General features: G+C 54.8%; 25 protein-coding genes and 1 pseudogene. 20 read left to right on the top strand and 6 right to left on the bottom strand.

Annotation, left to right across the window (positions count from 1 at the left end; translation table 11 throughout):
- Nucleotides 1-79: 79 nt before the first annotated feature.
- Entirely contained in the window at nt 80-2,500 is a 2,421-nt protein-coding gene (gene plsB / locus ACOTZF_RS21795; RefSeq protein WP_013095051.1) for a glycerol-3-phosphate 1-O-acyltransferase PlsB, read from the bottom strand.
- 154 nt (nt 2,501-2,654) lie between these two features.
- On the opposite strand from plsB, the gene ACOTZF_RS21790 reads away from it, so the two are divergent.
- From ACOTZF_RS21790 to ACOTZF_RS21770, 5 genes and pseudogenes are all read left to right on the top strand, one after another.
- Nucleotides 2,655-3,023 (top strand): diacylglycerol kinase, encoded by a 369-nt coding sequence (locus ACOTZF_RS21790; protein WP_013095052.1) that lies wholly within the window; start codon nt 2,655-2,657, stop codon nt 3,021-3,023.
- Between the two features lie 108 nt (nt 3,024-3,131).
- Nucleotides 3,132-3,740: a transcriptional repressor LexA gene (gene lexA, locus ACOTZF_RS21785; RefSeq protein WP_013095053.1), complete on the top strand. Its 609-nt coding sequence runs from the start codon at nt 3,132-3,134 to the stop codon at nt 3,738-3,740.
- A 64-nt stretch (nt 3,741-3,804) separates the two neighbouring features.
- Nucleotides 3,805-5,142 (top strand): MATE family efflux transporter DinF, encoded by a 1,338-nt coding sequence (gene dinF, locus ACOTZF_RS21780; protein ID WP_045294820.1) that lies wholly within the window; start codon nt 3,805-3,807, stop codon nt 5,140-5,142.
- Nucleotides 5,139-5,213: pseudogene (locus tag ACOTZF_RS21775) on the top strand (hypothetical protein); the annotation flags it as partial. The gene dinF and the pseudogene ACOTZF_RS21775, both read left to right, overlap by 4 nt.
- A 49-nt stretch (nt 5,214-5,262) precedes the next feature.
- The gene (locus ACOTZF_RS21770; protein ID WP_020686626.1) at nt 5,263-5,472 is read left to right on the top strand and encodes a CsbD family protein; all 210 of its coding nucleotides are present in this window, start codon (nt 5,263-5,265) and stop codon (nt 5,470-5,472) included.
- Between the two features lie 69 nt (nt 5,473-5,541).
- Here ACOTZF_RS21770 and zur read toward each other — a convergent pair whose 3' ends face one another.
- Nucleotides 5,542-6,054, bottom strand: a complete 513-nt coding sequence (gene zur, locus ACOTZF_RS21765; protein ID WP_013095057.1) for a zinc uptake transcriptional repressor Zur — start codon at nt 6,052-6,054, stop codon at nt 5,542-5,544.
- Nucleotides 6,055-6,169: 115 nt separating this feature from the next.
- Here zur and ACOTZF_RS21760 point away from each other — a divergent pair, with 115 nt between their 5' ends.
- The 4 genes from ACOTZF_RS21760 to pspG all read left to right on the top strand — a co-directional run bounded on the left by ACOTZF_RS21760 (nt 6,170) and on the right by pspG (nt 9,595).
- The gene (locus ACOTZF_RS21760) at nt 6,170-6,658 is read left to right on the top strand and encodes a cupin domain-containing protein (protein ID WP_023620296.1); all 489 of its coding nucleotides are present in this window, start codon (nt 6,170-6,172) and stop codon (nt 6,656-6,658) included.
- 220 nt (nt 6,659-6,878) lie between these two features.
- A complete protein-coding gene (traF, locus tag ACOTZF_RS21755; RefSeq protein WP_155687126.1) occupies nt 6,879-8,138 on the top strand; it encodes a conjugal transfer protein TraF in 1,260 nt (419 codons plus the stop codon).
- A gap of 82 nt (nt 8,139-8,220) precedes the next feature.
- Nucleotides 8,221-9,216 carry a tRNA dihydrouridine(20/20a) synthase DusA gene (dusA, locus tag ACOTZF_RS21750; RefSeq protein ID WP_038980821.1) on the top strand — a complete coding sequence of 332 codons (996 nt, stop codon included), beginning with the start codon at nt 8,221-8,223 and terminating at the stop codon, nt 9,214-9,216.
- A gap of 136 nt (nt 9,217-9,352) precedes the next feature.
- The gene (pspG, locus tag ACOTZF_RS21745) at nt 9,353-9,595 is read left to right on the top strand and encodes an envelope stress response protein PspG (RefSeq protein WP_038980822.1); all 243 of its coding nucleotides are present in this window, start codon (nt 9,353-9,355) and stop codon (nt 9,593-9,595) included.
- Between the two features lie 184 nt (nt 9,596-9,779).
- On the opposite strand, the gene ACOTZF_RS21740 is transcribed toward pspG, so the two are convergent.
- Complete coding sequence (locus ACOTZF_RS21740; RefSeq protein ID WP_013095062.1) at nt 9,780-10,763, bottom strand: quinone oxidoreductase; 984 nt, start codon at nt 10,761-10,763, stop codon at nt 9,780-9,782.
- 60 nt (nt 10,764-10,823) lie between these two features.
- Between ACOTZF_RS21740 and dnaB the strand changes: the two genes are divergently transcribed.
- From dnaB to ACOTZF_RS21710, 6 genes are all read left to right on the top strand, one after another.
- A complete protein-coding gene (gene dnaB / locus ACOTZF_RS21735) occupies nt 10,824-12,236 on the top strand; it encodes a replicative DNA helicase (protein WP_013095063.1) in 1,413 nt (470 codons plus the stop codon).
- A gap of 16 nt (nt 12,237-12,252) precedes the next feature.
- Nucleotides 12,253-13,332, top strand: coding sequence for an alanine racemase (alr, locus tag ACOTZF_RS21730; protein WP_129252130.1), 1,080 nt, complete (start codon nt 12,253-12,255; stop codon nt 13,330-13,332).
- Nucleotides 13,333-13,457: 125 nt separating this feature from the next.
- On the top strand, nt 13,458-14,651 hold the full coding sequence (gene tyrB / locus ACOTZF_RS21725; RefSeq protein WP_029882661.1) for an aromatic amino acid transaminase: 1,194 nt from the start codon (nt 13,458-13,460) through the stop codon (nt 14,649-14,651).
- A gap of 217 nt (nt 14,652-14,868) precedes the next feature.
- Nucleotides 14,869-15,582, top strand: a complete 714-nt coding sequence (aphA, locus tag ACOTZF_RS21720; RefSeq protein ID WP_013095066.1) for an acid phosphatase AphA — start codon at nt 14,869-14,871, stop codon at nt 15,580-15,582.
- 112 nt (nt 15,583-15,694) lie between these two features.
- Nucleotides 15,695-16,111, top strand: coding sequence for a secondary thiamine-phosphate synthase enzyme YjbQ (locus ACOTZF_RS21715; protein ID WP_013095067.1), 417 nt, complete (start codon nt 15,695-15,697; stop codon nt 16,109-16,111).
- A 2-nt stretch (nt 16,112-16,113) separates the two neighbouring features.
- Nucleotides 16,114-16,467, top strand: a complete 354-nt coding sequence (locus ACOTZF_RS21710; RefSeq protein WP_013095068.1) for an MmcQ/YjbR family DNA-binding protein — start codon at nt 16,114-16,116, stop codon at nt 16,465-16,467.
- Between the two features lie 3 nt (nt 16,468-16,470).
- Here the strand turns inward: ACOTZF_RS21710 and uvrA are convergent, their stop codons facing one another.
- Nucleotides 16,471-19,293, bottom strand: coding sequence for an excinuclease ABC subunit UvrA (uvrA, locus tag ACOTZF_RS21705; RefSeq protein ID WP_013095069.1), 2,823 nt, complete (start codon nt 19,291-19,293; stop codon nt 16,471-16,473).
- Between the two features lie 251 nt (nt 19,294-19,544).
- Between uvrA and ssb1 the strand changes: the two genes are divergently transcribed.
- Nucleotides 19,545-20,069, top strand: a complete 525-nt coding sequence (gene ssb1 / locus ACOTZF_RS21700; RefSeq protein WP_003860284.1) for a single-stranded DNA-binding protein SSB1 — start codon at nt 19,545-19,547, stop codon at nt 20,067-20,069.
- 62 nt (nt 20,070-20,131) lie between these two features.
- Here ssb1 and ACOTZF_RS21695 read toward each other — a convergent pair whose 3' ends face one another.
- Nucleotides 20,132-20,413, bottom strand: coding sequence for a YjcB family protein (locus ACOTZF_RS21695; RefSeq protein WP_008503385.1), 282 nt, complete (start codon nt 20,411-20,413; stop codon nt 20,132-20,134).
- 659 nt (nt 20,414-21,072) lie between these two features.
- Between ACOTZF_RS21695 and ACOTZF_RS21690 the strand changes: the two genes are divergently transcribed.
- A complete protein-coding gene (locus ACOTZF_RS21690) occupies nt 21,073-22,638 on the top strand; it encodes an EAL domain-containing protein (protein ID WP_129317934.1) in 1,566 nt (521 codons plus the stop codon).
- 6 nt (nt 22,639-22,644) lie between these two features.
- Here ACOTZF_RS21690 and soxS read toward each other — a convergent pair whose 3' ends face one another.
- Nucleotides 22,645-22,971 carry a superoxide response transcriptional regulator SoxS gene (soxS, locus tag ACOTZF_RS21685; protein ID WP_013095071.1) on the bottom strand — a complete coding sequence of 109 codons (327 nt, stop codon included), beginning with the start codon at nt 22,969-22,971 and terminating at the stop codon, nt 22,645-22,647.
- Between the two features lie 97 nt (nt 22,972-23,068).
- Between soxS and soxR the strand changes: the two genes are divergently transcribed.
- The 3 genes from soxR (at nt 23,069) to ghxP (ending at nt 26,158) form a co-directional block, all read left to right on the top strand.
- A complete protein-coding gene (soxR, locus tag ACOTZF_RS21680) occupies nt 23,069-23,527 on the top strand; it encodes a redox-sensitive transcriptional activator SoxR (protein ID WP_013095072.1) in 459 nt (152 codons plus the stop codon).
- A 311-nt stretch (nt 23,528-23,838) separates the two neighbouring features.
- Nucleotides 23,839-24,510: a glutathione S-transferase family protein gene (locus tag ACOTZF_RS21675; protein WP_038980831.1), complete on the top strand. Its 672-nt coding sequence runs from the start codon at nt 23,839-23,841 to the stop codon at nt 24,508-24,510.
- A gap of 298 nt (nt 24,511-24,808) precedes the next feature.
- The gene (ghxP, locus tag ACOTZF_RS21670) at nt 24,809-26,158 is read left to right on the top strand and encodes a guanine/hypoxanthine transporter GhxP (RefSeq protein ID WP_013095074.1); all 1,350 of its coding nucleotides are present in this window, start codon (nt 24,809-24,811) and stop codon (nt 26,156-26,158) included.
- Nucleotides 26,159-26,273 lie beyond the last annotated feature (115 nt).

Here is a 26,273-nt window from a genome sequence, read left to right as displayed (position 1 = left end):
GAAGCTTACCGGGCCTGCATGATATGAAGCGTCAGATTGTGAGCCGGGTAAGGCGAAGCCGCCACCCGGCTTTTTCACATCACTCGCCCTGCGTCGCACTCTCAATCGTCAAACGCACGTCGGAGGTAATCAGCTCTGCCAGCATCTGATACACCTTCAGCGTCTCTTCCGGCTCGGCATCGCCCGTGTCGCTAATGAAGCCTTCATCACGCAACGTCAGTACCAGTGAACTGAAGACCGCTTTGTCGAAGAATTCCGGGGCGTTGATGCCGTGCAGAACGGAAAGACGCTGTGCCAGCGTCCGGCTCTCTTTCTCCAGCGTACCGCGGTTAATGGAGGGGTTCGCGCTCAGCAGCCAGAAGGTGATAGCGTAGCGCTGCAGCGTTTCACGCGCACCCGCCGCCAGCAGTTGCAGCGTGCGGGAGCGTGACGGATTGATATGCAGCTCGTCGTTAACAACGGTAATTAGCCCCTGACGACGCAGCTCCTCGGTCATTTTATCCAGCTCAATCGCCAGCTCATCCTTGCTCCAGCGCAGGAACAGCTCTGCTTTCAGCATCGGATAGAGCGTCTCCACGTGACGCAGCAGCTCCTGACGAGAAATACGGCGATGCTGAGTAATGATCGCCGCCATCAGCGACGGCAGCATCAGCATATGCGCGATATTGTTACGATAGTAGGTCATCAGCACCGCCTGCTCGCGCGGGAGAATGATGATGTCGCCAATCGTATCTTTCTCGACTTCAAACTTGTTCATCTGCAGCGCATGGTCGATCAGCTCGCTCGCCGTGCTGGCAGGCGTCGTTGAATCCACCGAGTAGGGAACGTTGCGCATCAGGTCAAGATAGCAATCCAGCTGCTCCGTAAGCTGTTCACGGGTCAGCGAGCGTTGACGTGACGCCAGCAGCGCCGTACAGCACAGGTTCATGGCGTTTGCGGCACCGGCATTGTTAATACGCACCATCAGCTCAGCCGCGATACCGTTAACCGTAGGCGTCAGCCAGGCTGGACGCACCGCTTCGATAGGATCGATAGACTCGCGCCAATCGGGAACATGGTTGTTCAGATACGTCATCAACGGCATCGGCTCGCCGAAGTTTACGTAGCCCTGACCAAGATTGCGTAGCTTGCTCAGGCCGCGCAGCATCTGCGGCAGGCTCTCTTTCTCTTTAGTCGCCCCGCGTAGCTCTTTGGCGTAAGTCCCCACTTCCATGACGTGCTCATAGCCAATGTAAATGGGCACCAGCGTGATGGGACGAGTGCCGCCGCGCAGCATCGCCTGGATGGTCATCGACAGCGTGCCGGTTTTCGGATCCAGCAGACGGCCGGTTCGTGAACGTCCCCCCTCCACGAAGTACTCAACGGAATAACCGCGGCTGAACAGCTCGCCCAGATATTCACGGAATACGGTGGAGTAGAGCTTGTTGCCCTTAAAGGTACGACGAATGAAGAACGCCCCCAGGCGGCGGAAAATCGGGCCTGCTGGCCAGAAGTTCAGGTTGATACCGGCTGCGATGTGCGGTGGCACCAGCCCCTGGTGATAGAGCACATACGAGAGGAGCAGGTAGTCCATGTGGCTGCGGTGGCAGGGCACATAAACAATTTCATGGCCGTCATGCGCCAGTTGGCGAACGCGCTCGGCGTTATGGACGTTAATGCCCTGATAGAGGCGGTTCCATGTAAAGCCCAGGATGCGGTCAGAAAGACGGATCATCTCATAGGAGAAGTTCGCGGCAATCTCTTCCATCAGCGCAATGGCGTTCTGCTGTGCTTTTTCATGAGAAATCTTTTTACTGCGCGCTTCGTCTTCAACAGCACGGGCGATCGCTTTGGAAGCCAGCAGCTTGTTGAAGAGATCCTGACGCGCCGGAAGGCGAGGGCCAACGGCGGCCAGACGCTGACGAGCGAAATGCATGCGCGCCACGCGCGCCAGTTTTTGCGCGATGATCTTATCGGTGCCGTGCTCGTCGGCCATCCGGCGTAGCGAGACGGAAGGGGAGAAGCGCACAAAGCTGTCGCGCCCCAGCCAGGAGACGGCGAAGAATTTCTGGATGCCATTAAGCATGCGTAACGGTGGGTTCTCTTCCCCTTTTTCGCGGCCCGGACGACGACCAAACATCACCGACACCGGCACCATTTGCACATCCAGATCGGGATTGCTGCGATGCAGGTCGAGATAGTCGTGGAACAGCTTAATGGACTCTTCTTTTGGCGTGTAATAGGTAAACACGCGTGGCCCACCGTGAATGAACACGTATCGCGGCAACAGCGTACCGTCGACTTCTAACGGTTCAAGCGGGTCAGGTAAATCATGCGCCAGACACTGGGCGCGAAGCGTCAGCAAGTCTGCCTTCGAGTTATAAGGCAAAACATACATAATAGGGCGCGACGTATCGAGCCCCAATTCCAGCGCGGGTTCTGCTGGGATAGACTTACTTTTTACCAGGACGCTTAATGGTAAATTAAGTAATTTGTAGTAAATTCGTGGCCAGCCAGACATAAACGATGTAAAGCCTCTGGTTAATAATGCAATTGCGGCGCAAGGATAACAGAAAGCGCGCGAAATTACTGTTGTTACCCGTCATACTTCAGGCTACAGCGCAACACGTTGCGCCTCCTGTTATTGACGCTATTTCAAATAAAAGGTTCTTTTAATGGCCAATAATACCACTGGGTTAACCCGTATCATTAAAGCTGCTGGCTATTCCTGGAAAGGTTTTCGCGCCGCATGGGTCAACGAAGCCGCGTTTCGCCAGGAGGGTGTCGCCGCGATTGTCGCGGTGATTATCGCCTGTTTCTTGGATGTTGATGCCATTACCCGCGTGCTTCTGATCGGCTCCGTGCTGTTGGTGATGATAGTGGAAATTCTTAATAGCGCTATTGAGGCCGTAGTGGACCGTATTGGCTCTGATTTCCACGAACTTTCTGGCCGGGCAAAAGACATGGGCTCTGCTGCCGTGTTGCTGGCGATTATCACTGCGGTCATCACCTGGGTCACGCTGCTTTGGTCACATTTCCGATGAGCCTCGAGGAATAATTAAGTCCCTGGTTTTTTGTGCAGTTTTTGGTTCCAAAATCGCCTTTGACTGTATATACTCACAGCATAACTGTATATACACCCAGGGGGCGGAATGAAAGCGTTAACGACCAGGCAGCAAGAGGTGTTTGATCTCATTCGGGATCATATCGGCCAGACGGGTATGCCACCCACGCGTGCGGAAATCGCGCAGCGTCTGGGCTTCCGTTCTCCGAACGCTGCCGAGGAACACCTGAAAGCGCTGGCGCGTAAAGGCGTAATTGAGATTGTATCGGGTGCTTCACGCGGTATCCGCCTGCTGGTGGAAGAAGAGACGGGCATTCCGCTGGTGGGGCGCGTCGCGGCAGGTGAACCTCTGCTGGCGCAACAGCATATTGAAGGCCACTACCAGGTTGATCCCGGCATGTTCAAGCCGAGCGCGGATTTCCTGCTGCGCGTAAGCGGTATGTCCATGAAAGACATCGGTATTCTTGACGGCGATCTGCTTGCGGTACATAAAACGCAAGACGTGCGTAACGGCCAGGTTGTGGTGGCACGCATCGATGATGAAGTCACCGTTAAACGCCTGAAAAAGCAAGGTAATACGGTTCAGCTGCTGCCGGAAAACAACGAGTTTTCCCCCATTGTGGTAGACCTCCGCGAACAAAACTTCTCTATCGAGGGGCTGGCGGTAGGGGTCATTCGCAACGGAGAATGGCTGTAATCTCATCATGACAGGCTACGGATCTGCCGTGGCCTGATTCCTTATCCACTCCCGGTATTTTTTCATGTCACTGCTTACGGCATCCGATAAGGCATTGTGGCGTCTTGCACTGCCGATGATTTTTTCCAATATCACCGTTCCTCTGCTGGGGCTGGTGGATACGGCAGTTATTGGTCACCTTGATTCACCCATCTATCTGGGCGGCGTGGCGATTGGCGCGACGGCGACCAGCTTCCTTTTTATGCTCCTGCTCTTTTTGCGCATGAGTACCACCGGGCTTACGGCGCAGGCGTACGGTGCTAAAGATCCTTTGCGTCTGGCGCGCGCGCTGGTTCAGCCGTTAATTCTGGCGCTTGGGGCAGGCGCGTTAATCGCTATATTACGTACCCCACTGATTGATCTGGCGCTGCATATCGTTGGCGGCAGCGAGGCGGTACTGGAGCAGGCACGACGCTTCCTGGAAATTCGCTGGCTCAGCGCGCCCGCGTCGCTGGCCAATCTGGTTCTGCTGGGGTGGTTACTCGGCGTGCAGTATGCCCGCGCGCCCGTGATCCTGTTGGTGGTAGGCAACCTCCTCAACATCGTGCTCGATCTCTGGCTGGTGATGGGCCTGCACATGAACGTGCAGGGTGCGGCACTGGCGACGGCGATTGCCGAATACGGGACGTTTATCCTTGGTCTGTGGATGGTCTGGCGGGTGCTTGTCATGCGGGGGATTTCCCTTGCTCTGCTCAAGAGTGCATGGCGAGGCAATATCCGCACCCTGTTGGCGCTTAATCGCGACATTATGCTGCGCTCATTGCTGCTGCAGCTCTGTTTCGGCGCACTGACAGTCTTTGGCGCCCGGCTTGGGCCAGATATCGTCGCGGTGAATGCCGTTCTGATGACGCTGCTGACCTTTACCGCCTATGCACTGGATGGCTTTGCCTATGCTGTGGAAGCGCATTCCGGCCAGGCATACGGCGCACGTGAAAGTGGTCAGTTGCGGGATGTCTGGCGGGCGGCCTGTCGGCAGTCGGGGCTGGTGGCGCTGGCGTTCGCGCTGATTTACGCCTGGTTTGGCGAACAGATTATTGCGTTACTCACCTCCCTTCCTGCACTGCGCGAGCTGGCAAGCCATTACCTCATCTGGCAGGTCATTTTGCCGGTGGTGGGGGTCTGGTGCTATCTGCTGGACGGTATGTTTATTGGCGCGACGCGAGGAGCGGAGATGCGTAACAGCATGGCGGTGGCGGCGGCTGGTTTTGCCCTGACGCTGCTCACGCTCCCCTGGCTGGGTAACCATGGTTTATGGCTCTCCCTGGCGGTCTTTCTCGCGTTGCGGGGCCTGTCACTGGGCTTTATCTGGCACCGGCACTGGCAAAACAATACCTGGCTTCCTTCCCGCAACGATATATCGTGACGGTTAAAGATTCCGAATATGAAATCAACTGCCGAATCCTTAACTACAATTATTATCACGTCCAGCAGAAAAGAACGTAACGGACGTTACGACCCGACGCTTAACTAAGAGGACACGATGATGAATAAAGACGAAATCGGCGGCAACTGGAAGCAGTTCAAAGGTAAAGCGAAAGAACAGTGGGGTAAGCTGACGGATGACGATATGACGGTCATCGAAGGTAAACGCGATCAGCTTGTCGGTAAAATTCAGGAACGCTACGGTTACGAGAAAGACCAGGCGGAAAAAGAGGTCGGCGACTGGGAAAAACGCAACGACTACCGTTGGTAACCGTGTGATACCCGACAGTACAAGGAAGTACTCCCTGAGGGCGGCCATGGGCCGCCTTTGTTTTGGCTGTTAACGCGGCTTTTTCTTTACGAGGATAGAGTGGTCATGGTGGCACGCGTCCTGATGCCGACAGGCCTCCACTTCTACACACGCAGAGCATAATCCGTGTGCTTCAATGACGTTATGGCGCAAGGCAAAGCCCATTCTGGCCGCCAGCGTATGCATAATATCTTCTACGCCTTCCGCCCCTTCTTCTTTCACCACGCCACAACGGTCGCAGATAAACATGGCCGACGTATGGGTTGGCTGGTCAAAAAGATGACACAACACATAACTGTTTGTGGATTCGACCTTGTGTACAAACCCTTGTTCCAGCAGAAAATCTAGCGCACGATAGACCGTAGGCGGTTTAGCCTGTGGCTCGCTTTCGCGCAGCAGGTCGAGCAGGTCGTATGCGCTGATGGCGCCCTGCTGCAGGGTCATCAGACGCAAGACTTCAAGGCGCTGCGGAGTCAGGCGCACATTGCGTTGCGCGCACAGCTTCTCTGCCTGCGCTAACAGCTCTTTTGTGGACTTATCCATTTAGCACCTCGGATGTTATAGGCTGGAAAACCCTCACTTTACCATGTTCTGGTAAAAACGCCGAGATCCGCCAGGCTGTGCTATACCTGACCCATCGCAAACCGGGAAATTAATGATGAAAAAACCTGACTGTATTCGGCACTGGCGAGACGTGGAAGAGCCAGATAATTCAACCTATCCCGACAGCAACGAGCTTTTCTCCATCGGTGCACCGCTGGCTCGTCACCTGGGGCTCAGGCGAATCGGTATTCACCACGAGCGTTTGCCGCCCGGGCGTCGAACCTCCTATCCCCACGCGGAAAGCGACGAAGAAGAGTTCATCTATGTGCTGGAAGGGTATCCGGAAGCCTGGATTAACGGCTATTTGTGGAAGCTTGAACCCGGCGACAGCGTAGGGTTTCCTGCTGGCACCGGCGTCTGCCATACCTTTATTAATAACACCGAAGAAGAGGTGCGATTACTGGTCGTTGGCGAGGCTAACAAGAAGCACAACCGAATCTACTATCCGCTTAACCCGGAGTATGCCGCCACGCGTGAAGATCGCTGGGTTGATCATCCCCCTCAGTTCTTTGGGCCGCACGATGGAAAACCTGGGAAAAAATAATTTCCTCTTCTATAAATATTGAGGGCCGTCACAAATAACAACAGGCCTGTCCGGAGTTTTACTTAAGGAAATAGCGGGTCTTTTTGTACTTATTCACAGCAATAGTTCGTTCCTGTTTGGGTGATAACAAACAGGGTGATGTTATTAACGACAATAAGACGAGCATACTGTGAAAAAACATTTTAAATTTTCGGTGGTTAGCATCGCTGTCTCCCTGTTTATGGCAAATCAGGCGGGAGCAGCCAATACCTGGACAGAATCACGTAGCGACGCAATGGGTGGCACGGGCGTCGCTTCGGGCAGCTATGGCAGCGGGGCGTTAATCAACCCTGCGTTGTTGGCAAAGGCGAAACCGGACGATGATGTGACGGTTATTTTACCGTCCGTCGGCGTGCAGGTGACGGATGAAGACAATCTTCAGGATGAGATTGATACCATCAACGATAAAATCAATCACTATAAGGATGTGGTTGATAGCCTGACCCCCATCGAAGTGATTACCAACCCGCTGGGCTCAATCGATCAGTTCCAGGGAGCGGCAAAAGATCTTGCCGATGAACTGGACTATCTCAAAGGCAAAACCGCACGCGCTACGGCAGGCGCGGGGATTGCGGTGAGTATCCCTAACGATGTGCTCTCCGTGGCCTTTATGGCGAAAGGCTATGCCCACGGGCGCGTCAGCTCTTCCATCGATCAGCAAGATATTGATTACCTGCGCAGTATCCAAAACAGCGATGCGGTGGCGGCGGGCGTGGCACTGGATGCGGCGCTAAACGGTACCGATCAAATCACAAAAAACCTTAACTCTACGGCGTCTGGCCGGGCGGCAATTGTCTCCGATTATGGTGTTGCCATTGCCCGTCAGTTCGATCTGGGTGGCGTCCCGGTTTCCCTTGGTGTCACGCCAAAACTGCAGAAAACCTGGATCTACAACTACACCACCTCAATTTACGATTACGACAGTAACAAGTGGAACGACAGCCGCTACCGGAAAGACGATACCGGCTTTAACGTGGATGCCGGTATCGCGGCCGATTTCGGCGAGCACTGGACGGTCGGGGTGAGCGGGCAAAACCTGATGTCGCGCGATATTGACACCAAGGACATTCGCATCCGCAACGGGCGCACGGGGGAAGTGGTGAGCTATAAAGACACCTATCAAATCCGTCCGCTGGTGACGGCCGGTGCCGCCTGGCACAACGATCTGGTGACCCTGACCGCCGATGGCGATCTGACAGAAACCAAAGGTTTTAAAAGCGAAGATACCTCGCAGTATGTTGGCGTGGGTGCGGAAGTGACGCCGCTGAGCTGGCTGGCCGTGCGGGCGGGTTATCGTGCCGATATGAAAGGGAATGACAGTAACGTCTTTACCGGTGGTGTCGGTTTTGCACCGTTTAACACGGTCCACGTCGACCTGATGGGGCTCTACGGTGAAGATGAAACCTGGGGCGCAGGGGCGCAGTTGAGTATGACGTTCTAAAGGGCACCGGAGGCGTTGCGCCTCCGGCTTTTCTTTATGCTATAGTAGCGCCCCTTTTCCACCAGATGCTTAAAACTTCGCCATGTCGTCAGAACACCAGACTGCCTTTCCCGCACACCGTTTCTCCATTGCGCCCATGCTCGACTGGACGGACAGACACTGCCGCTATTTCCTGCGCCAGCTCTCCCGACATACGCTGCTGTACACCGAAATGGTCACCACTGGTGCAATTATTCACGGTAAGGGCGACTATCTGGCGTACAGCGAAGAAGAGCATCCGGTTGCCCTGCAGCTGGGGGGCAGCGATCCGGCTGCGCTGGCGCACTGTGCGAAGCTGGCAGAAGAACGTGGCTACGACGAAATTAACCTTAACGTTGGCTGTCCGTCCGATCGCGTACAAAACGGCATGTTCGGCGCCTGTCTGATGGGGAACGCACAGCTGGTAGCGGACTGCATCAAGGCGATGCGTGATGTGGTCTCCATTCCGGTGACGGTGAAGACCCGTATCGGTATTGATGACCAGGACAGCTACGAATTCTTGTGTGATTTCATCAATACGGTTGCCGGAAAGGGCGAGTGCGAGATGTTTATCATCCATGCGCGTAAAGCCTGGCTCTCTGGCCTTAGCCCGAAAGAGAACCGCGAAATTCCGCCGCTGGACTACCCGCGTGTGTATCAACTGAAGCGGGACTTCCCGCACCTGACCATGTCGATCAACGGTGGTATCAAGTCGCTCGACGAGGCCAAAACACATCTGGCGCATATGGATGGTGTGATGGTCGGTCGCGAGGCATATCAGAATCCGGGTATTCTGACGACGGTCGATCGCGAGATCTTCGGCGTTGAAGGCGCAGACACTGACCCGGTTGCCGTGGTGCGGGCCATGTATCCGTACATTGAACGTGAGCTGAGTAACGGCACTTACCTTGGCCATATCACGCGTCATATGCTTGGCCTGTTCCAGGGGATCCCGGGCGCACGCCAGTGGCGTCGCTATCTGAGCGAGAACGCGCATAAAGCTGGCGCGGATATCAAAGTGCTGGAACAAGCGCTACGCCTGGTTGCAGATAAACGATAAATCTCGCTAAAAATTCGTCAAATTCACCACGCCCCGCACAGCCTTGCGGGGCGTTTTGCTTTTATAACAACACGTTAGTGTTGGCATGGATCTTGTAATGGTTGCGACATCATTCGGGAACTCGTGGGAGAGAACCATGCTGGAACTGCTTTTTGTGATTGGCTTTTTTGTCATGCTGTTAGCCACCGGCGTGTCGCTGCTCGGCATTCTGGCAGCGCTTGTGGTGGCAACAGTGGTCATGTTTATTGGCGGATTATTTGCCCTGACGATCAAACTTCTGCCGTGGCTGCTGCTGGCCGTTGCGGTGGTGTGGGTTATACGGGCGATTAAATCACCAAAACTGCCCACTTATCAGCGTAATAACCGCTTTCATTACTAAGGTATTGAGGGGTTCGTCACATACCTGCAACTTTTCCGGCGGCATTGCTTAGAACGGAATAGGATTTACTTATCGAATCTGTCACTATGGCTGCCGCTAAAGAATTCATCGAGCTGTACCCTACATACAGCCGAACTAAAAAAAGAAAGGGCTTCCTCAGGGAAGCCCAATTTCTTTTCTGGGATCAGGGAATTAACAGACTCGACCCCTGCGTTGACCGGCTCTCCAGCACCTCATGCGCACGTTGCGCATCGCTTAGCGCGTACTTCTGCGCATCTGCCACATCCACTTTGATGACCCCGCTGGCAATCAGCGAGAACAGTTCGTTACTGGCTTCGAGCAACTCTTCGCGATTGGTGATGTAGCCCTGCAGGGATGGACGAGTGACATACAGCGAGCCTTTCTGGTTCAGAATACCCAGATTCACACCGGTCACCGCGCCTGACGCGTTACCGAAGCTCACCATCAGACCGCGGCGCTGCAGGCAGTCCAGAGACGCTTCCCAGGTATCTTTCCCTACCGAGTCATATACCACGCGCACTTTTTTGCCGCCGGTTACCTCTTTTAAGCGTTCAACGATGCTCTCTTCCCGGTAGTTAATCACCTGCCAGGCGCCGGCCTGCAGCGCGCGCTGGGCTTTTTGCGCGCTCCCCACGGTGCCGATCAGTTTTGCGCCTAACGCTTTGGCCCACTGGCAGGCGATGAGCCCTACGCCGCCCGCTGCCGCATGGAACAGGAACTGCTCGTCGGGTTTGATTTCATAGGTTTTGCGCAGCAGATAATAGACCGTCAGCCCTTTAAGGAAGGAGGCCGCGGCCTGTTCAAACGAAATGGCATTGGGCAGGAGAGCAACTTTGTCAGCCGGAACGTTGTGCACGGAGCTGTAAGCGCCCAGCGCCGATTGCGCATACACCACGCGATCGCCTTCTTTAACATGCTTAACGGCGCTGCCCACTTTGCTGACCACGCCCGCCGCCTCGGTACCCAGACCGCTCGGCAGTGACGGCGGTGGATAAAGACCGCCGCGAATATAGGTGTCGATGTAGTTAATGCCGATGGCTTTATTTTCAACCTGCACTTCATTTTCGCCAGGCGCGGCGGGGGTAAACTCCACCGCGTTGAGTACGTCAGGGCCACCATGCTTGTGAAATTCAATACGTGTTGCCATGCTTCCTCCAGAATGTGGTAATCTTTCGACCCACTCTTTATCTCGGTAACTCCATTCACTATGGCAGGAAACAAACCCTTCAACAAACAGACTGAACCTCGTGAGCGTGATTTTCAGGTCGCCGGGTTAAAAGTCCCGCCGCACTCGATTGAAGCGGAACAGTCGGTGTTGGGCGGTTTAATGCTGGATAACGAGCGCTGGGATGACGTCGCCGAGCGCGTCGTGTCCGACGATTTCTACACTCGCCCGCACCGCCACATCTTCACCGAAATGGCGCGCCTGCAGGAGTCCGGTAGCCCGATTGACCTGATTACGCTCGCGGAATCGCTTGAGCGGCAGGGGCAACTGGACAGCGTTGGCGGTTTTGCTTATTTAGCAGAACTGTCGAAAAACACGCCAAGTGCAGCGAACATTAGCGCTTATGCTGACATCGTCCGCGAACGCGCCGTTGTTCGTGAGATGATCTCGGTCGCGAATGAAATCGCCGAAGCGGGCTTTGATCCGCAGGGTCGCACCAGCGAAGACCTGCTCGATCTCGCGGAATCCCGCGTCTTTAAAATCGCTGAAAGTCGCGCCAATAAAGACGAAGGCCCAAAAAACATCGCCGATGTGCTCGATGCCACCGTCGCCCGTATTGAACAGCTCTTCCAGCAGCCGCACGATGGCGTAACCGGAGTTAACACCGGCTATGACGATCTCAATAAGAAAACCGCAGGCCTGCAGCCGTCGGATTTGATTATCGTCGCCGCGCGTCCGTCGATGGGTAAAACCACCTTTGCGATGAACCTCGTCGAAAACGCGGCGATGTTGCAGGATAAACCGGTCTTAATCTTCAGTCTGGAGATGCCATCTGAGCAGATCATGATGCGTTCTCTGGCGTCGCTTTCTCGTGTGGATCAGACCCGTATCCGTACCGGTCAGCTCGACGATGAGGACTGGGCGCGTATCTCCGGCACCATGGGGATCCTGCTGGAAAAACGTAACATCTATATCGATGACTCCTCCGGCCTGACGCCGACAGAAGTGCGCTCCCGTGCGCGCCGTATCGCCCGCGAGCATGGCGGTATTGGCCTTATCATGATCGACTACCTTCAGCTGATGCGCGTGCCGTCGCTCTCCGATAACCGTACGCTGGAGATTGCGGAAATTTCCCGCTCGCTCAAGGCATTAGCCAAAGAGCTGCATGTGCCTGTCGTGGCGCTCTCGCAGCTTAACCGCTCCCTGGAACAACGTGCCGACAAACGTCCGGTCAACTCCGACCTGCGTGAATCCGGCTCCATCGAGCAGGATGCCGACTTAATCATGTTCATCTACCGTGATGAGGTTTATCACGAGAACAGCGACCTGAAAGGGATCGCCGAAATTATTATCGGTAAACAACGTAACGGCCCTATCGGTACGGTACGTCTGACCTTTAACGGACAGTGGTCGCGTTTCGACAACTATGCCGGTCCTCAATATGATGATGAGTAATTTCTAAGGAAATCAAATGCAAGCGGCAACTGTTGTGATTAACCGCTGCGCTCTGCGACACAACCTGCAACGTCTGCGTGAACTGGCTCCCGCCAGTAAACTTGTTGCAGTCGTGAAAGCGAACGCTTACGGACACGGTCTTCTTGAGACCGCGCGAACGCTCCCCGATGCCGACGCCTTTGGCGTTGCCCGTCTTGAAGAAGCCCTCCGCCTGCGCGCGGGGGGGATCACCCAACCGATTTTGCTGCTCGAAGGCTTTTTTGAGGCTGCAGACCTGCCGACCATTGCAGACCAGCATCTGCACACGGCGGTACACAACGAAGAACAGCTTTCCGCCCTCGAAACCGCTGAGCTGAGCGAGCCAGTCACCGTCTGGATGAAGCTCGACACGGGCATGCACCGTCTGGGCGTACGTCCGGAACACGCGCAGGCGTTTTATCAGCGTCTGTGCCAGTGCAAAAATGTCCGCCAGCCGGTAAATATAGTCAGTCATTTTGCCCGGGCTGATGAGCCTGACTGCGGCGCTACTGAACAACAACTCGACATCTTTAACACCTTCTGCGAAGGCAAGCCGGGGATGCGCTCTATCGCGGCCTCCGGTGGCATTCTGCTGTGGCCGCAGTCGCACTTCGACTGGGCGCGTCCGGGGATTATTCTTTACGGCGTATCGCCGCTGGAGAACAGACCCTGGGGACCGGACTTTGGCTTCCAGCCGGTGATGTCCCTGGTGTCTAAGCTGATTGCGGTGCGTGAGCACAAGGCGGGGGAACCGGTGGGTTACGGCGGCACCTGGACCAGCGAGCGTGACACCCGGCTGGGTGTGGTGGCGATGGGGTATGGCGACGGTTATCCACGTGCTGCGCCGTCCGGTACGCCGGTTCTGGTCAATGGCCGCGAAGTGAAGATTGTCGGTCGCGTGGCGATGGACATGATTTGCGTAGATCTTGGCCCCGATGCCCAGGATAAAGCGGGCGACGATGTGGTGATGTGGGGTGACGGTTTGCCCGTCGAACGCATCGCGGAAATCACGAAAGTGAGTGCTTACGAACTTATAACGCGCCTGACATCAAGGGTGGCAATGAAGTACATCGATTAAACTGCTGTGAATGCCGGGGGGCAGCGTTGCCTGACCCGGCATGGAACAGGTTAAACGCTCGATCTTCTGTCATATCCGGTTTATTGTTGAATTCCCTGCCTCATCGAATTCCGGAGAACCATCGCGTGTTTCAGAAAGTTGACGCCTACGCCGGCGACCCCATTCTCTCCTTAATGGAGCGTTTCAAAGAAGATCCTCGCAGCGACAAAGTGAATCTCAGCATTGGTCTGTATTACAACGAGGACGGCATTATTCCTCAGTTGAAAGCCGTTGCTGAAGCGGAAGCGCGTCTTAACGCCGCCCCGCACGGTGCTTCTCTTTATCTGCCGATGGAAGGGCTCAATACTTACCGTAACGCCATCGCGCCGCTGCTGTTTGGTGCCGATCACGCGGTGCTCGCACAAAAACGTGTTGCAACCATCCAGACCCTGGGCGGTTCAGGCGCGCTTAAAGTGGGTGCGGACTTCCTGAAAAAATACTTCCCGGATTCAGGGGTATGGGTCAGCGATCCCACCTGGGAAAACCACGTGGCGATTTTTGAGGGTGCCGGCTTTAAGGTGGCGACCTATCCATGGTTCGACAGTGAAACCAACGGCGTGCGCGTTGACGCGCTGCTGGAAAAACTAAATACCCTGCCAGAGCGCAGCATAGTACTGCTGCACCCGTGCTGCCACAACCCGACCGGGGCAGATCTCACCAACACCCAGTGGGATGCGGTGATTGAGGTGCTGAAAGCGCGCAACCTGATCCCCTTCCTCGACATCGCCTATCAGGGCTTTGGCGCAGGGATGGAAGAAGATGCCTATGCTATCCGTGCCGTGGCCAGCGCCGGTCTGCCTGTTCTGGTCAGCAACTCGTTTTCAAAAATCTTCTCCCTGTACGGCGAGCGCGTGGGTGGCCTCTCTGTGGTGTGCGAAGACGCCGAAGCGGCAGGTCGCGTACTGGGGCAACTGAAGGCGACCGTGCGCCGCATCTACTCCAGCCCGCCAAACTTTGGCGCGCAGGTGGTGGCGACCGTGCTGGGAGACGAACAGCTAAAAGCCAGCTGGCTTGCCGAAGTGGAATCCATGCGTAAGCGTATTCTGTCGATGCGTCAGGAGTTGGTCAACGTGCTGAAAGAGGCCGTACCGGGGCATAACTTCGACTATCTGCTTAAACAGCGTGGGATGTTTAGCTACACCGGGCTGAGCGCCGCACAGGTTGAACGTCTGCGCGAAGAGTTCGGCGTCTACCTGATTGCCAGCGGACGTATGTGCGTGGCGGGTCTGAATGCCAGCAACGTTCATCGCGTGGCGCAGGCATTTGCTGCAGTAATGTAAGTACTTACTCACCCCCCCTCTCCCCGTGGGAGAGGGCCGGGATGAGGGCATCAGGCCGCACAAACAGGTTGCCCGGCATTCTGTGATCTTCTTCTTTTTATCCAACCTCATAAGCAAAAACTCCTTCCCTTCATCTCCCGCTGGGGTTATGGTCGGATAGATTTTTGACCAGTCGCTCAAATTAAAACGATAACAAACTGAATATTCAGGGGAAAATATGCGCAAGATCACACTGGCGCTCAGCGCCGCCTGCTTATTGTTCTCGCTTAACAGTACGGTCGTCGCGCGCGCTTCCGCACCGACGCCGCTTTACACCGGCACTACCGCCGCTATTCTGGCTGAACAAGCCCCCATTCACTGGGTCTCTGTAGCCCAGATTGAAAACAGCCTGATGGGCCGCCCGCCAATGGCCGTGGGCTTTGATATTGACGATACCGTTCTCTTCTCCAGCCCCGGGTTCTGGCGCGGTAAAAAAACATACTCACCGGACAGCGAAGCGTATCTGAAAAACCCGGAGTTCTGGGAAAAGATGAACAACGGCTGGGACGAATTCAGCATCCCGAAAGAGGTGGCCCGCGCGCTTATCGCCATGCATGTAAAACGTGGCGACAGCATCTACTTCGTTACCGGACGCAGTCAGACCAAAACGGAAACCGTCTCTAAAACCCTGCAGGATGATTTCCTGATCCCGGCGGCCAGCATGAACCCGGTGATTTTCGCGGGTGACAAACCGGGACAAAACACCAAAACCCAGTGGCTGGAGCAGAAACATATCAAAGTCTTCTACGGTGATTCAGACAACGATATCAGCGCCGCGCGTGATGTGGGAGCCAGAGGGATCAGGGTGTTACGCGCCTCAAATTCGACCTATCGCCCGCTGCCAATGGCCGGGAAGTTTGGCGAAGAGGTCATTGTGAACTCAGAGTATTAAATCGTTGGCGGCGAGTTTGGCTCTTTTTTAATCAAATCTCGTCGCTGCGGGTTTTACCTTTCGTCTTCTTGCTGCACACTTAGAAAGATTCACTTTCATAACGGAGCAGCACATGTGGTACCAACAAACCCTGACCTTAAGCGCTAAACCTCGCGGATTTCACCTGGTGACGGATGAAGTTATCGGGCAGATCCGCGATCTGTCGCGCGTCAAAACGGGTTTGCTGCATCTGCTGCTTCAGCACACGTCGGCCTCTCTCACGCTTAATGAAAATTGCGATCCCACCGTCCGGTCTGATATGGAGCGGCATTTTCTGAAAACCGTTCCGGACAACGCCTCCTACGAGCATGACTATGAGGGGGCGGACGACATGCCTTCGCATATCAAATCTTCTCTGCTGGGCGTATCGCTAATGCTGCCGGTACACAACGGGCGGCTTCTGCTGGGAACATGGCAAGGGATCTGGCTGGGAGAACATCGCATTCACGGTGGTTCGCGTAAAATTATCGCAACGCTACAAGGGGAATAAAGATGACAATTTCGGAGCTACTGCAGTACTGCATGAGTAAGCCAGGCGCGGAGCAGAGCGTTCACAGCGACTGGAAAGCCACGCAGATTAAAGTTGGAGATGTGCTGTTTGCGATGGTGAAAGAGGTGGAAGGCCGCCCGGCGGCGTCGCTCAAAACCAGCCCGGAGCTGGCGGAGCTATTACGTCAGCAGCACGACGATGTCCGGCCGAGCAAACATCTGAACAAAGCGCACTGGAGTACGGTCTATCTCGACGGTTCACTCCCGGGATCGCAGATTTACTACCTTGTGGACGCGTCTTATCAGCAGGCGGTTGAGCTGCTGCCGGAAGCGACCCGACAGCAACTCTCCGTATGACAATTACAGCAACGGTTTAAGGAAGCGCGCGGTGTGCGAGGCTTCGCACTCTGCAACGGTCTCTGGCGTACCGGAGACGAGGATTTCACCGCCGCCGCTGCCGCCTTCCGGGCCGAGATCGACAATCCAGTCCGCGGTTTTAATCACGTCCAGGTTGTGCTCAATGACCACAATGGTGTTGCCCTGATCGCGAAGCTGATGCAGAACGTCGAGCAACTGCTGGATATCCGCAAAGTGCAGACCGGTGGTCGGCTCATCGAGAATGTACAGCGTCTGCCCGGTACCGCGTTTGGACAACTCACGCGCCAGCTTCACGCGCTGCGCTTCACCTCCAGAGAGCGTGGTCGCTGACTGCCCCAGACGAATGTAGGTCAGGCCTACGTCCATCAGCGTCTGCAGCTTACGCGCCAGCGCAGGCACGGCATCAAAGAACTCGCGCGCCTCTTCGATGGTCATGTCCAGCACTTCGTGGATGGTCTTGCCTTTGTACTTAATCTCCAGCGTTTCACGGTTATAGCGTTTGCCTTTGCACTGGTCGCACGGCACGTAGATATCCGGCAGGAAGTGCATCTCAACCTTGATCACGCCGTCGCCCTGACAGGCTTCACAGCGGCCGCCGCGAACGTTAAAGCTGAAACGTCCTGGCGTGTAGCCGCGCGAACGCGCTTCCGGTACACCGGCGAAGAGTTCACGGACGGGCGTGAAGACGCCGGTATAGGTCGCCGGGTTGGAACGCGGCGTACGGCCAATCGGGCTTTGGTCGATGTCGATAACTTTATCGAAATGTTCCAGCCCCTGAATGTCGCGGTACGGTGCAGGTTCGGCCAGCGTCGCGCCGTTCAGCGCCGTCTGCGCAATCGGGAACAGCGTATCGTTGATCAGCGTCGACTTACCGGAACCGGATACGCCGGTGATACAGGTAAACAGCCCGACGGGCAGCGTCAGCGTCACGTCTTTCAGGTTGTTGCCGCGAGCGCCGGTGAGCTTAAGCACTTTTTCCGGGTTCGCCGCCACGCGCTGTTTCGGCACTTCAATTTTGCGCTTGCCGCTCATGTACTGGCCGGTTAACGACTCTGGCACCGCCATGATGTCTTTCAGGGTGCCTTCCGCGACCACCTGGCCGCCGTGCACGCCCGCGCCCGGGCCGATGTCGATCACATGGTCGGCAGCACGGATCGCATCTTCGTCGTGCTCGACCACAATCACCGTGTTGCCGAGGTTACGCAGATGAATAAGCGTTCCGAGCAGACGCTCGTTGTCGCGCTGGTGCAGGCCGATGGACGGTTCGTCCAGGACATACATGACGCCCACCAGGCCCGCGCCAATCTGGCTGGCCAGACGGATACGCTGGGCTTCACCGCCGGACAGCGTCTCTGCGGAGCGGGAAAGCGTCAGGTAGTTCAGGCCGACGTTCACCAGGAATTTCAGACGGTCGCCGATCTCTTTCAGCACTTTTTCGGCAATCTTCGCACGCTGGCCGGAGAGCTTCAGGTTGTTGAAGAAGTCCATTGCGTGACCGATGCTCATGTCTGAGATGGTCGGCAACGCCGTGTTTTCGACAAACACGTGGCGCGCTTCGCGACGCAGACGCGTGCCCTCACAGGTGGCGCAGGAGCGGTTGCTGATGAACTTCGCCAGCTCCTCGCGCACCGCGCTGGATTCGGTCTCTTTGTAGCGGCGCTCCATGTTGTGCAGCACCCCTTCGAACGGGTGGCGACGCACGGAGGTATCGCCGCGATCGTTCATGTATTTGAACTCGATGTTCTCTTTACCGGAACCGAACAGGATCACTTTGTGCACGTTCGGGCTCAGGCTGGCCCACGGCGCCTCCACGTCGAACTTGTAGTGCTCTGCCAGCGATTTAAGCATCTGGAAGTAGTAAAAGTTACGCTTATCCCAGCCACGGATCGCACCGCCAGCCAGCGACAGTTCAGGATTCTGGATCACGCGGTCCGGGTCAAAATACTGCTGTACGCCCAGGCCGTCGCACGTCGGGCAGGCTCCCGCCGGGTTGTTAAAGGAGAACAGACGTGGCTCCAGCTCACGCATGCTGTAGCCGCAAATCGGGCAGGCAAAGTTGGCGGAGAAGAGCAGTTCTTCCGCGTTCGGGTCGTCCATATCGGAGACCACCGCCGTACCGCCAGAGAGTTCCAGCGCGGTTTCAAAGGATTCCGCCAGACGGGTCGCCAGATCGTCACGCACTTTAAAGCGGTCAATCACCACTTCGATGGTGTGTTTTTTCTGCAGCTCCAGCTTCGGGGGATCGGACAGGTCACACACCTCGCCGTCGATACGGGCGCGGATATACCCCTGGCTTGCCAGGTTTTCCAGCGTTTTGGTGTGCTCGCCCTTACGCTCTTTAATGATTGGGGCAAGCAGCATCAGGCGTTTGCCTTCTGGCTGCGACAGCACGTTATCCACCATCTGGCTCACGGTCTGCGCCGCCAGCGGCACGTCGTGATCCGGGCAGCGCGGCTCTCCTACGCGGGCATACAGCAGACGCAGGTAGTCATGAATTTCGGTAATGGTACCGACCGTTGAACGCGGGTTGTGGGAGGTGGACTTCTGCTCAATAGAGATAGCAGGCGAAAGCCCCTCGATATGGTCTACATCCGGTTTTTCCATCAATGACAGGAACTGGCGCGCATACGCAGAGAGTGATTCAACGTAACGGCGCTGTCCTTCGGCATACAGAGTGTCGAAAGCCAGTGAGGATTTGCCAGACCCCGAAAGCCCGGTCACGACGATGAGTTTGTCGCGAGGGATTATGAGGTTGATATTCTTGAGATTGTGGGTGCGGGCGCCCCGAACTTCGATCTTATCCATTCACCTTTCCCGGTTGGAACACGGATTGCCTGGTTTGTTTGAAGGACAAACGGCTGTCAGAAACGGCTAATTATGACACAATTTAACCTGTTTGAATATACAGTATTGGAATGCATTTTCTGATTAGCTGTGTAACAATGCCGAGTTCGCGAGAGATTTCTGAACCCGCCACGCAACTATGCAAATTGACGCGTGGAAATGGTACACTCGCGCGTTTACACTATTAAGAAACGTATTCAGGAGACACGAACATGGCCAGCAGAGGCGTAAACAAGGTGATTCTCGTCGGTAATCTGGGCCAGGACCCGGAAGTACGCTACATGCCGAGTGGTGGCGCAGTTGCCAACATTACGCTGGCTACTTCCGAATCCTGGCGTGACAAAGCAACCGGTGAGATGAAAGAGCAGACCGAATGGCACCGCGTTGTGCTGTTTGGCAAACTGGCAGAAGTGGCCGGTGAGTATCTGCGTAAAGGCTCTCAGGTGTATATTGAAGGCCAGCTGCGTACCCGCAAATGGACCGATCAATCCGGTCAGGAAAAGTACACCACTGAAGTGGTGGTAAACGTTGGCGGCACCATGCAGATGCTGGGTGGCCGTCAGGGCGGCGGCGCACCAGCAGGTGGTGGCCAGCAGCAGGGCGGTTGGGGCCAGCCTCAGCAGCCACAGGGCGGCAACCAGTTCAGCGGCGGCGCGCAGTCTCGTCCGCAGCAGCAGTCCGCTCCGGCACCGTCTAACGAACCACCAATGGACTTCGACGACGACATTCCGTTCTGATTCACGGATATGCAAAATAAAAAAACCCAGACATCGGTCTGGGTTTTTTATTCAGTCAGGTATCAGGTAATTACCATCGGCCAGTCTGGTGGCGTATGGCTCATTGCCTCAACCATCACTACTTTAATATTTTCCCAGACGGCGGCAATATCCAGCAGGGTGATACCAAGCAGACCCGTTGCAAACCAGCAAGCCGCGCCCAGTCCTAACAGCGTACTGATGACCGCAAGACCCGCGTAGTCAGATTTACGAAACTGAATGTTCAGCGTGCTGGCTAAAAACATCAGTACCGCACTCAACAAAGGCCAGCGCAGGAGAACCATGCTGGTCGTAATGGTTGCCATAAAACCCATCCTCTCCAAAACAGACGAACTGAATGAAACAGTGTTTCTCGTTACATGATATGTGTGAACTATATCACATTTGTTGATTTATTCGCCAGTGCCTGTGCGAGCAGATTGGGGATTTTATTACGTTGAAAAAGAGAGGCGGCAGGATGGGGTTGCCTTCGACATCGGCGGATGCGAACCCACCACGTGCCGGGAGCAACCTCCTTCGAACGAGCGGAGGAGGGCAACGGCGTTCCCAGCGATGCCTTTTTATAAATGAAGCCTTATTCTCTGCTGATCCTGGAAATAATGTGGTAATAGCCGAACGTTTATAAAACATTGATCAAATTACATCCGCGCAAATAGTATAAAACGTCATGTTGATGTTGTACTTTTTTCATGCTGCCAGAAGTTTGGCTTAATCAACGATCCTCTGTTGCGTTATCTTCAATCCCCCCGTTCAGGCTGGATAAATATTTTCCTTAATAGAAACGGAACGAATACTTTTAGTTTAGCTTACGGACAAATATTATCGTCATAACGAAATTTAAGATTTTTAATACTAAAAGTCAGTTGCTAACTTCGCATGATTCATGCAACGTAATCACCTGTTTATCAAAGCATCCGGCCTTCATTACTACAGGCGTACAACATGCAGGGATATAGGGCGGGAAATGAATCGTAGCGCGCGGCGCAAGATGCTCAGAGTGGTAGGGATCATCATGGTAGTTATGCTGCCGGTGATGCTTGCGCTATGGTTTGCCCAGCTAAGAGCGGTGTCGGAAACAAGCGCGCAGTTACGCACATTTGCTGAACTGGCTTTAGACAAAACTGAACTGGTTATTGAACAGGTTGATCTGGCCCGGGCCGAAGCGGAAAAATATCAGGGTAAAGTTTGTACGCCGTCACATCGGCAATATATGTTGAACGTGGTTCGCGGCCGTCTGTTCATCGCTGATTTAATTTATGCCGAAGGCCAGAATTTTCGTTGTTCATCCATTTTTACCCCGGATCATCCTTATGCGATCTCCCCCGCTAATTACATCCGTAAACCCGATATCGCTATCTATTATTACCGTGATACGCCATTTTTCACTGGCTATAAAATGACATATATGCAGCGCGGGAATTATGTCGTGGTGGTTAATCCGCTCTCGTACAGTGAAGTGATGTCCACCGATCACTCTCTCTCATGGGGCGTGTACGATACGGTAACGAATGCCTTCTTTTCCGTCAGTCAGAAAGCCAACGTTTCTTTATTAAACTCGATGATTCGGGATAAGGACGTGGTATTTCAAAAAGATGACCGTTTTTATACGGTGGTAAAATCGGATAAACGTCCGATTGCCGCCATCGTTTCAACGTCGAATAAACGCTTCTATGAAACGCTCTACCATCAGGCGACGTTGACGCTGCCGCTGGGAATGATCTGTAGCATCATTATTTTGCTGGTCTGGTCGCGCACCCACCGTGAGCTGAACTCCCCAGGACGATTGCTGCATCGGGCGCTGAATAAACGTCAGCTTTGTGTCCATTATCAGCCAATCATCGATATCAAGAATAATCAGTGCGTGGGGGCAGAGGCGTTGTTACGCTGGCCTGGTTTTAACGGGCCTGTCATGAGCCCGGCGGAATTCATCCCGCTGGCGGAAAAAGAGGGGATGAGTGAACGCATCACGGATTATGTTGTAGAAGAGGTCTTCAGCGATCTGGGCCATTTCCTGGCCGCGCATCCTGACCTCTATATTTCGATCAACCTGTCGGCGACGGATTTTCACTCTTCGCGGCTGATCGCCATGATATCCGACAAAGCGCGGCACTATGCCGTGCGTGCGCAGCAGATCAAAATCGAAGTGACGGAGCGCGGATTTATTGATGTGCCGAAAACTACGCCGGTTATCCAGGCTTTTCGTCAGGCGGGTTATGAAGTGGCAATCGACGATTTTGGTACAGGTTACTCGAACCTGCATAATCTCTACTCGCTGAATGTCGATATTCTGAAAATCGACAAATCCTTTATCGACACCCTAACCACCAACAGCACCAGCCATCTTATCGCCGAGCATATTATCGAGATGGCGCAGAGCCTGCGGCTCAAAACCATTGCGGAAGGGGTAGAAACTGCCGAGCAGGTAAGCTGGTTGTTGAAGCGCGGCGTACAGTTCTGTCAGGGATGGCACTTCGCGAAAGCGATGCCGCCCCAGGAGTTTATGACCTGGCAGCAGCAACCTTTGCACTGATAAACCTTAATTCAACTGGTGACGGTAATCGCTTGGCGTGCGGTCAAACTCGCGGCGAAACACGCGGGAAAAGGTTTGTTGCGACACATACCCCAGATCCATCGCGATATCAAAAATAGGCCGCTGCGTAGAGCGTAACGCCTGCGCCGCCAGCAGTAACCTGCGCTGACGAATGTACTCACCCAGCGTCTGGTGCATTACGGTCCGGAACATTCTCTGTAAATACCATTTCGAATAGCCCGACTTTTTCGCGACCACATCAATGTTCAACGGTTGGTCGATATGTTCATCAATCCATTCAATAAGTGTCTGAATAATTTGCTGATGCGACATAAGGTTGCCCTCTGTAGATACAACTTTCCTGGTTGATTCGTCGTTTTCTCTGTGGGGGAGTATAATTCCTCAAGTTAACTTGAGGTAAAGAGGTTTTATGGAAAAGAGATTGCCGAGAATAAAAGCGCTTTTGACCCCGGGTGAAGTGGCTAAGCGAAGCGGTGTGGCAGTATCGGCGCTCCACTTCTATGAAAGTAAAGGGTTAATCAAAAGCATCCGTAACGCCGGAAACCAGCGGCGCTACACCCGTGACGTGCTCCGCTACGTGGCGATTATTAAAATTGCGCAACGAATCGGAATTCCCCTGGCCACCATCGGTGAAGCGTTCGGCGTGTTACCGGAAGGCCATACGCTGAGCCCGAAAGAGTGGAAAGAGCTGTCATCCCAGTGGCGTGAGGAGCTGGACCGGCGTATTCATACGCTGGTGGCGCTGCGTGACGAACTGGACGGGTGCATCGGTTGCGGTTGTTTGTCGCGCAGCGATTGCCCGTTACGCAACCCCGGTGACAAACTGGGCGAACAGGGGACGGGGGCGCGGCTGCTGGAAGAGGATTGAGATCTGTTTGCCGGGTGGCGAAGCGCCATCCAGCAAAAAGCATAATAAAGAACTAAAGCGCCACATAAGGGCGCTTTAGTTTTTTCCGGTCTTTGTCTTTCTCTCTATCCCGCTGGCTCACGGGAGGGTTTCCCCCGACATCAGCACCCCTCATGTCGAGCTGGTTGAGGAGGTTCCGGTTTGTGCTGACACTTTAATTCTATGTAAGGGCCGCTTTTTCGCCAGTCACCGGGGCCGCTTTTTTGGCGAATATTTTTCGCGGTGTTGTTCAATTTTCTATAGTTAAAAAGTATGAATAACAGGAGACCACTATGCTCACGGTACATCACCTTAACCAGTCGCGCTCACACCGCGTGATCTGGGCTCTGGAAGAACTTTCTCTGCCCTATGAGATTGTTCACTACCAGCGCGAAAAAACGATGCTGGCTCCCGAGTCCCTTAAACGCGTGCATCCGTTGGGCAAGTCACCGGTCATTGAAGACAACGGGCTGATCCTTGCTGAATCCGGTGCCATTCTGGAGTATCTGCAAGAAACCTACGACGCAGAATCGCAGCTTAAGCCGCTGGATCCTGCCCACAAGGTGCAATACCGCTTTTGGCTACACTATGCAGAAGGTTCTCTTATGCCGCTGCTGTTAATGAAGCTGGTATTTAGCAGCTTCGGTAAACCGCCCGTGCCGTTTGGGATACGAACGCTGGGGAAAGCGCTGGGTCAGGGCGTGCAAAAAGCCTATCTCAACCCCCAGCTCGAAACCCACGCGCGTTTTATTGAATCTCACCTGGCTGAAAATAGCTGGTTTGCCGGAGAGACTCTCAGCATGGCCGATATTCAGATGAGTTTCCCGATTTTTGCTCTGCTGGCACGCGGCGGTGTCGAGGATCTTCCGCACACCCATGCCTGGAAGAAAAAGGTCGAAAATCGTCCTGCCTGGCAGAGAACCCTGGAACAAGGTGGGCCGTTAACGATCCCTGGCGAGGCGTAATTTGTAACCCCATTGCGCATAAACGATAACGTTTGCGCATCCTCTGCTTATTTCTTCATCGTCATAAGGGAAATTTAGCGAAAAACGAGAAAGTTCAGTTGAAAAGGGCGGTGATTAGGCTGGATAATCGTTTGCCTAAATTTGACCACCCGTTTTGTAAGCGCGGAGCTAAACGTTTGCTTTTTTTGTGACGCCCCTTTTCGTCGCAAACGCAGCACAAGGATTTGACGTTTTGCTGGCAGTGGAGTCTCCACCACGCTTACGGACTTTCTATAAAAACTCTCAGGGGATGTTTTCTATGTCTACGCCATCCGCGCGTACCGGCGGTTCACTTGACGCCATCTTTAAAATTTCTGCTCGCGGCAGCACCGTGCGCCAGGAAATCGTTGCCGGTCTGACAACGTTTCTGGCAATGGTGTACTCCGTCATCGTTGTGCCGGGCATGCTCGGTAAAGCAGGCTTCCCACCGGCAGCGGTCTTTGTTGCAACCTGTCTTGTCGCCGGTGTTGGCTCCATCGTAATGGGGCTGTGGGCGAATCTGCCGATGGCGATTGGCTGTGCCATTTCCTTGACCGCCTTCACCGCGTTTAGCCTGGTGCTGGGCCAACACATCAGCGTACCGGTTGCCCTGGGCGCCGTCTTCCTGATGGGCGTGCTGTTCACCATTATCTCGGCAACCGGTATTCGTAGCTGGATTTTGCGCAACCTGCCGCACGGCGTAGCACACGGCACCGGTATCGGTATCGGGCTGTTCCTGCTGCTGATTGCCGCCAATGGCGTGGGTCTGGTCATTAAGAACCCGCTGGACGGTCTGCCGGTGGCGCTGGGTCACTTCGCCAGCTTCCCGGTGATCATGTCCCTGATTGGCCTGGCGGTGATTATTGGTCTGGAAAAACTGAAAGTCCCAGGCGGCATTCTGCTGACCATTATCGGTGTGTCCATTGTTGGCCTGATTTTCGATCCGACCGTGCATTTCTCCGGTATTTTTGCCATGCCGTCACTGAGCGATGACAACGGTAACTCCCTGATTGGCAGCCTGGATATTGTCGGCGCGCTGAACCCGGTGATCCTGCCAAGCGTGCTGGCGCTGGTGATGACGGCGGTGTTTGATGCCACCGGTACCATCCGTGCGGTGGCCGGTCAGGCGAACCTGCTGGATAAAGACGGTCAGATTATCGACGGTGGCAAAGCGCTGACCACCGACTCCCTGAGCAGCGTCTTCTCGGGTCTGGTAGGCGCTTCTCCGGCTGCGGTCTATATCGAGTCCGCTGCGGGCACCGCGGCAGGCGGTAAAACTGGCCTGACCGCCATTACCGTTGGTGTGCTGTTCCTGCTGATCCTGTTCCTCTCGCCGCTCTCTTACCTGGTGCCAGCCTACGCTACGGCTCCTGCACTGATGTACGTCGGCCTGCTGATGCTGAGCAACGTGGCGAAAATTGACTTTGCGGACTTTGTGGACGCGATGTCAGGCCTGATCACTGCGGTATTTATCGTGCTGACCTGTAACATCGTGACCGGCATCATGATCGGCTTCGCGTCGCTGGTGATTGGTCGCCTGGTCTCCGGTGAGTGGCGCAAGCTGAACATTGGCACCGTGGTTATCGCCGTTGCGCTGGTGGTGTTCTACGCGGGCGGCTGGGCAATCTAAATTGTCCTTTGATGCGAAAACGGGTGGCTCAGGCCGCCCGTTTTTATTTTCAGGACTCATCCCGTTGCCTTTTGCGTTACTCTGGGGAAGATAGAATAAAAGGCACGACGCCTTC

It is taken from the genome of Enterobacter cloacae complex sp. SHL021 (assembly GCF_049237765.1).
Classification (GTDB): Bacteria; Pseudomonadota; Gammaproteobacteria; order Enterobacterales; family Enterobacteriaceae; genus Enterobacter; species Enterobacter cloacae.
Note: the sequence above shows the minus strand (reverse complement) of the source record. Positions and strands in the feature narration are given on the sequence as shown.

Coding starts and splice junctions, on each gene's coding strand:
- plsB (WP_013095051.1), bottom strand. CDS start 2,500: ATGTCTGGCTGGCCACGAATTTACTACAAATTACTTAATTTACCATTA.
- ACOTZF_RS21790 (WP_013095052.1), top strand. CDS start 2,655: ATGGCCAATAATACCACTGGGTTAACCCGTATCATTAAAGCTGCTGGC.
- lexA (WP_013095053.1), top strand. CDS start 3,132: ATGAAAGCGTTAACGACCAGGCAGCAAGAGGTGTTTGATCTCATTCGG.
- dinF (WP_045294820.1), top strand. CDS start 3,805: ATGTCACTGCTTACGGCATCCGATAAGGCATTGTGGCGTCTTGCACTG.
- ACOTZF_RS21770 (WP_020686626.1), top strand. CDS start 5,263: ATGAATAAAGACGAAATCGGCGGCAACTGGAAGCAGTTCAAAGGTAAA.
- zur (WP_013095057.1), bottom strand. CDS start 6,054: ATGGATAAGTCCACAAAAGAGCTGTTAGCGCAGGCAGAGAAGCTGTGC.
- ACOTZF_RS21760 (WP_023620296.1), top strand. CDS start 6,170: ATGAAAAAACCTGACTGTATTCGGCACTGGCGAGACGTGGAAGAGCCA.
- traF (WP_155687126.1), top strand. CDS start 6,879: ATGGCAAATCAGGCGGGAGCAGCCAATACCTGGACAGAATCACGTAGC.
- dusA (WP_038980821.1), top strand. CDS start 8,221: ATGTCGTCAGAACACCAGACTGCCTTTCCCGCACACCGTTTCTCCATT.
- pspG (WP_038980822.1), top strand. CDS start 9,353: ATGCTGGAACTGCTTTTTGTGATTGGCTTTTTTGTCATGCTGTTAGCC.
- ACOTZF_RS21740 (WP_013095062.1), bottom strand. CDS start 10,763: ATGGCAACACGTATTGAATTTCACAAGCATGGTGGCCCTGACGTACTC.
- dnaB (WP_013095063.1), top strand. CDS start 10,824: ATGGCAGGAAACAAACCCTTCAACAAACAGACTGAACCTCGTGAGCGT.
- alr (WP_129252130.1), top strand. CDS start 12,253: ATGCAAGCGGCAACTGTTGTGATTAACCGCTGCGCTCTGCGACACAAC.
- aphA (WP_013095066.1), top strand. CDS start 14,869: ATGCGCAAGATCACACTGGCGCTCAGCGCCGCCTGCTTATTGTTCTCG.
- ACOTZF_RS21715 (WP_013095067.1), top strand. CDS start 15,695: ATGTGGTACCAACAAACCCTGACCTTAAGCGCTAAACCTCGCGGATTT.
- ACOTZF_RS21710 (WP_013095068.1), top strand. CDS start 16,114: ATGACAATTTCGGAGCTACTGCAGTACTGCATGAGTAAGCCAGGCGCG.
- uvrA (WP_013095069.1), bottom strand. CDS start 19,293: ATGGATAAGATCGAAGTTCGGGGCGCCCGCACCCACAATCTCAAGAAT.
- ssb1 (WP_003860284.1), top strand. CDS start 19,545: ATGGCCAGCAGAGGCGTAAACAAGGTGATTCTCGTCGGTAATCTGGGC.
- ACOTZF_RS21695 (WP_008503385.1), bottom strand. CDS start 20,413: ATGGCAACCATTACGACCAGCATGGTTCTCCTGCGCTGGCCTTTGTTG.
- ACOTZF_RS21690 (WP_129317934.1), top strand. CDS start 21,073: ATGAATCGTAGCGCGCGGCGCAAGATGCTCAGAGTGGTAGGGATCATC.
- soxS (WP_013095071.1), bottom strand. CDS start 22,971: ATGTCGCATCAGCAAATTATTCAGACACTTATTGAATGGATTGATGAA.
- soxR (WP_013095072.1), top strand. CDS start 23,069: ATGGAAAAGAGATTGCCGAGAATAAAAGCGCTTTTGACCCCGGGTGAA.
- ACOTZF_RS21675 (WP_038980831.1), top strand. CDS start 23,839: ATGCTCACGGTACATCACCTTAACCAGTCGCGCTCACACCGCGTGATC.
- ghxP (WP_013095074.1), top strand. CDS start 24,809: ATGTCTACGCCATCCGCGCGTACCGGCGGTTCACTTGACGCCATCTTT.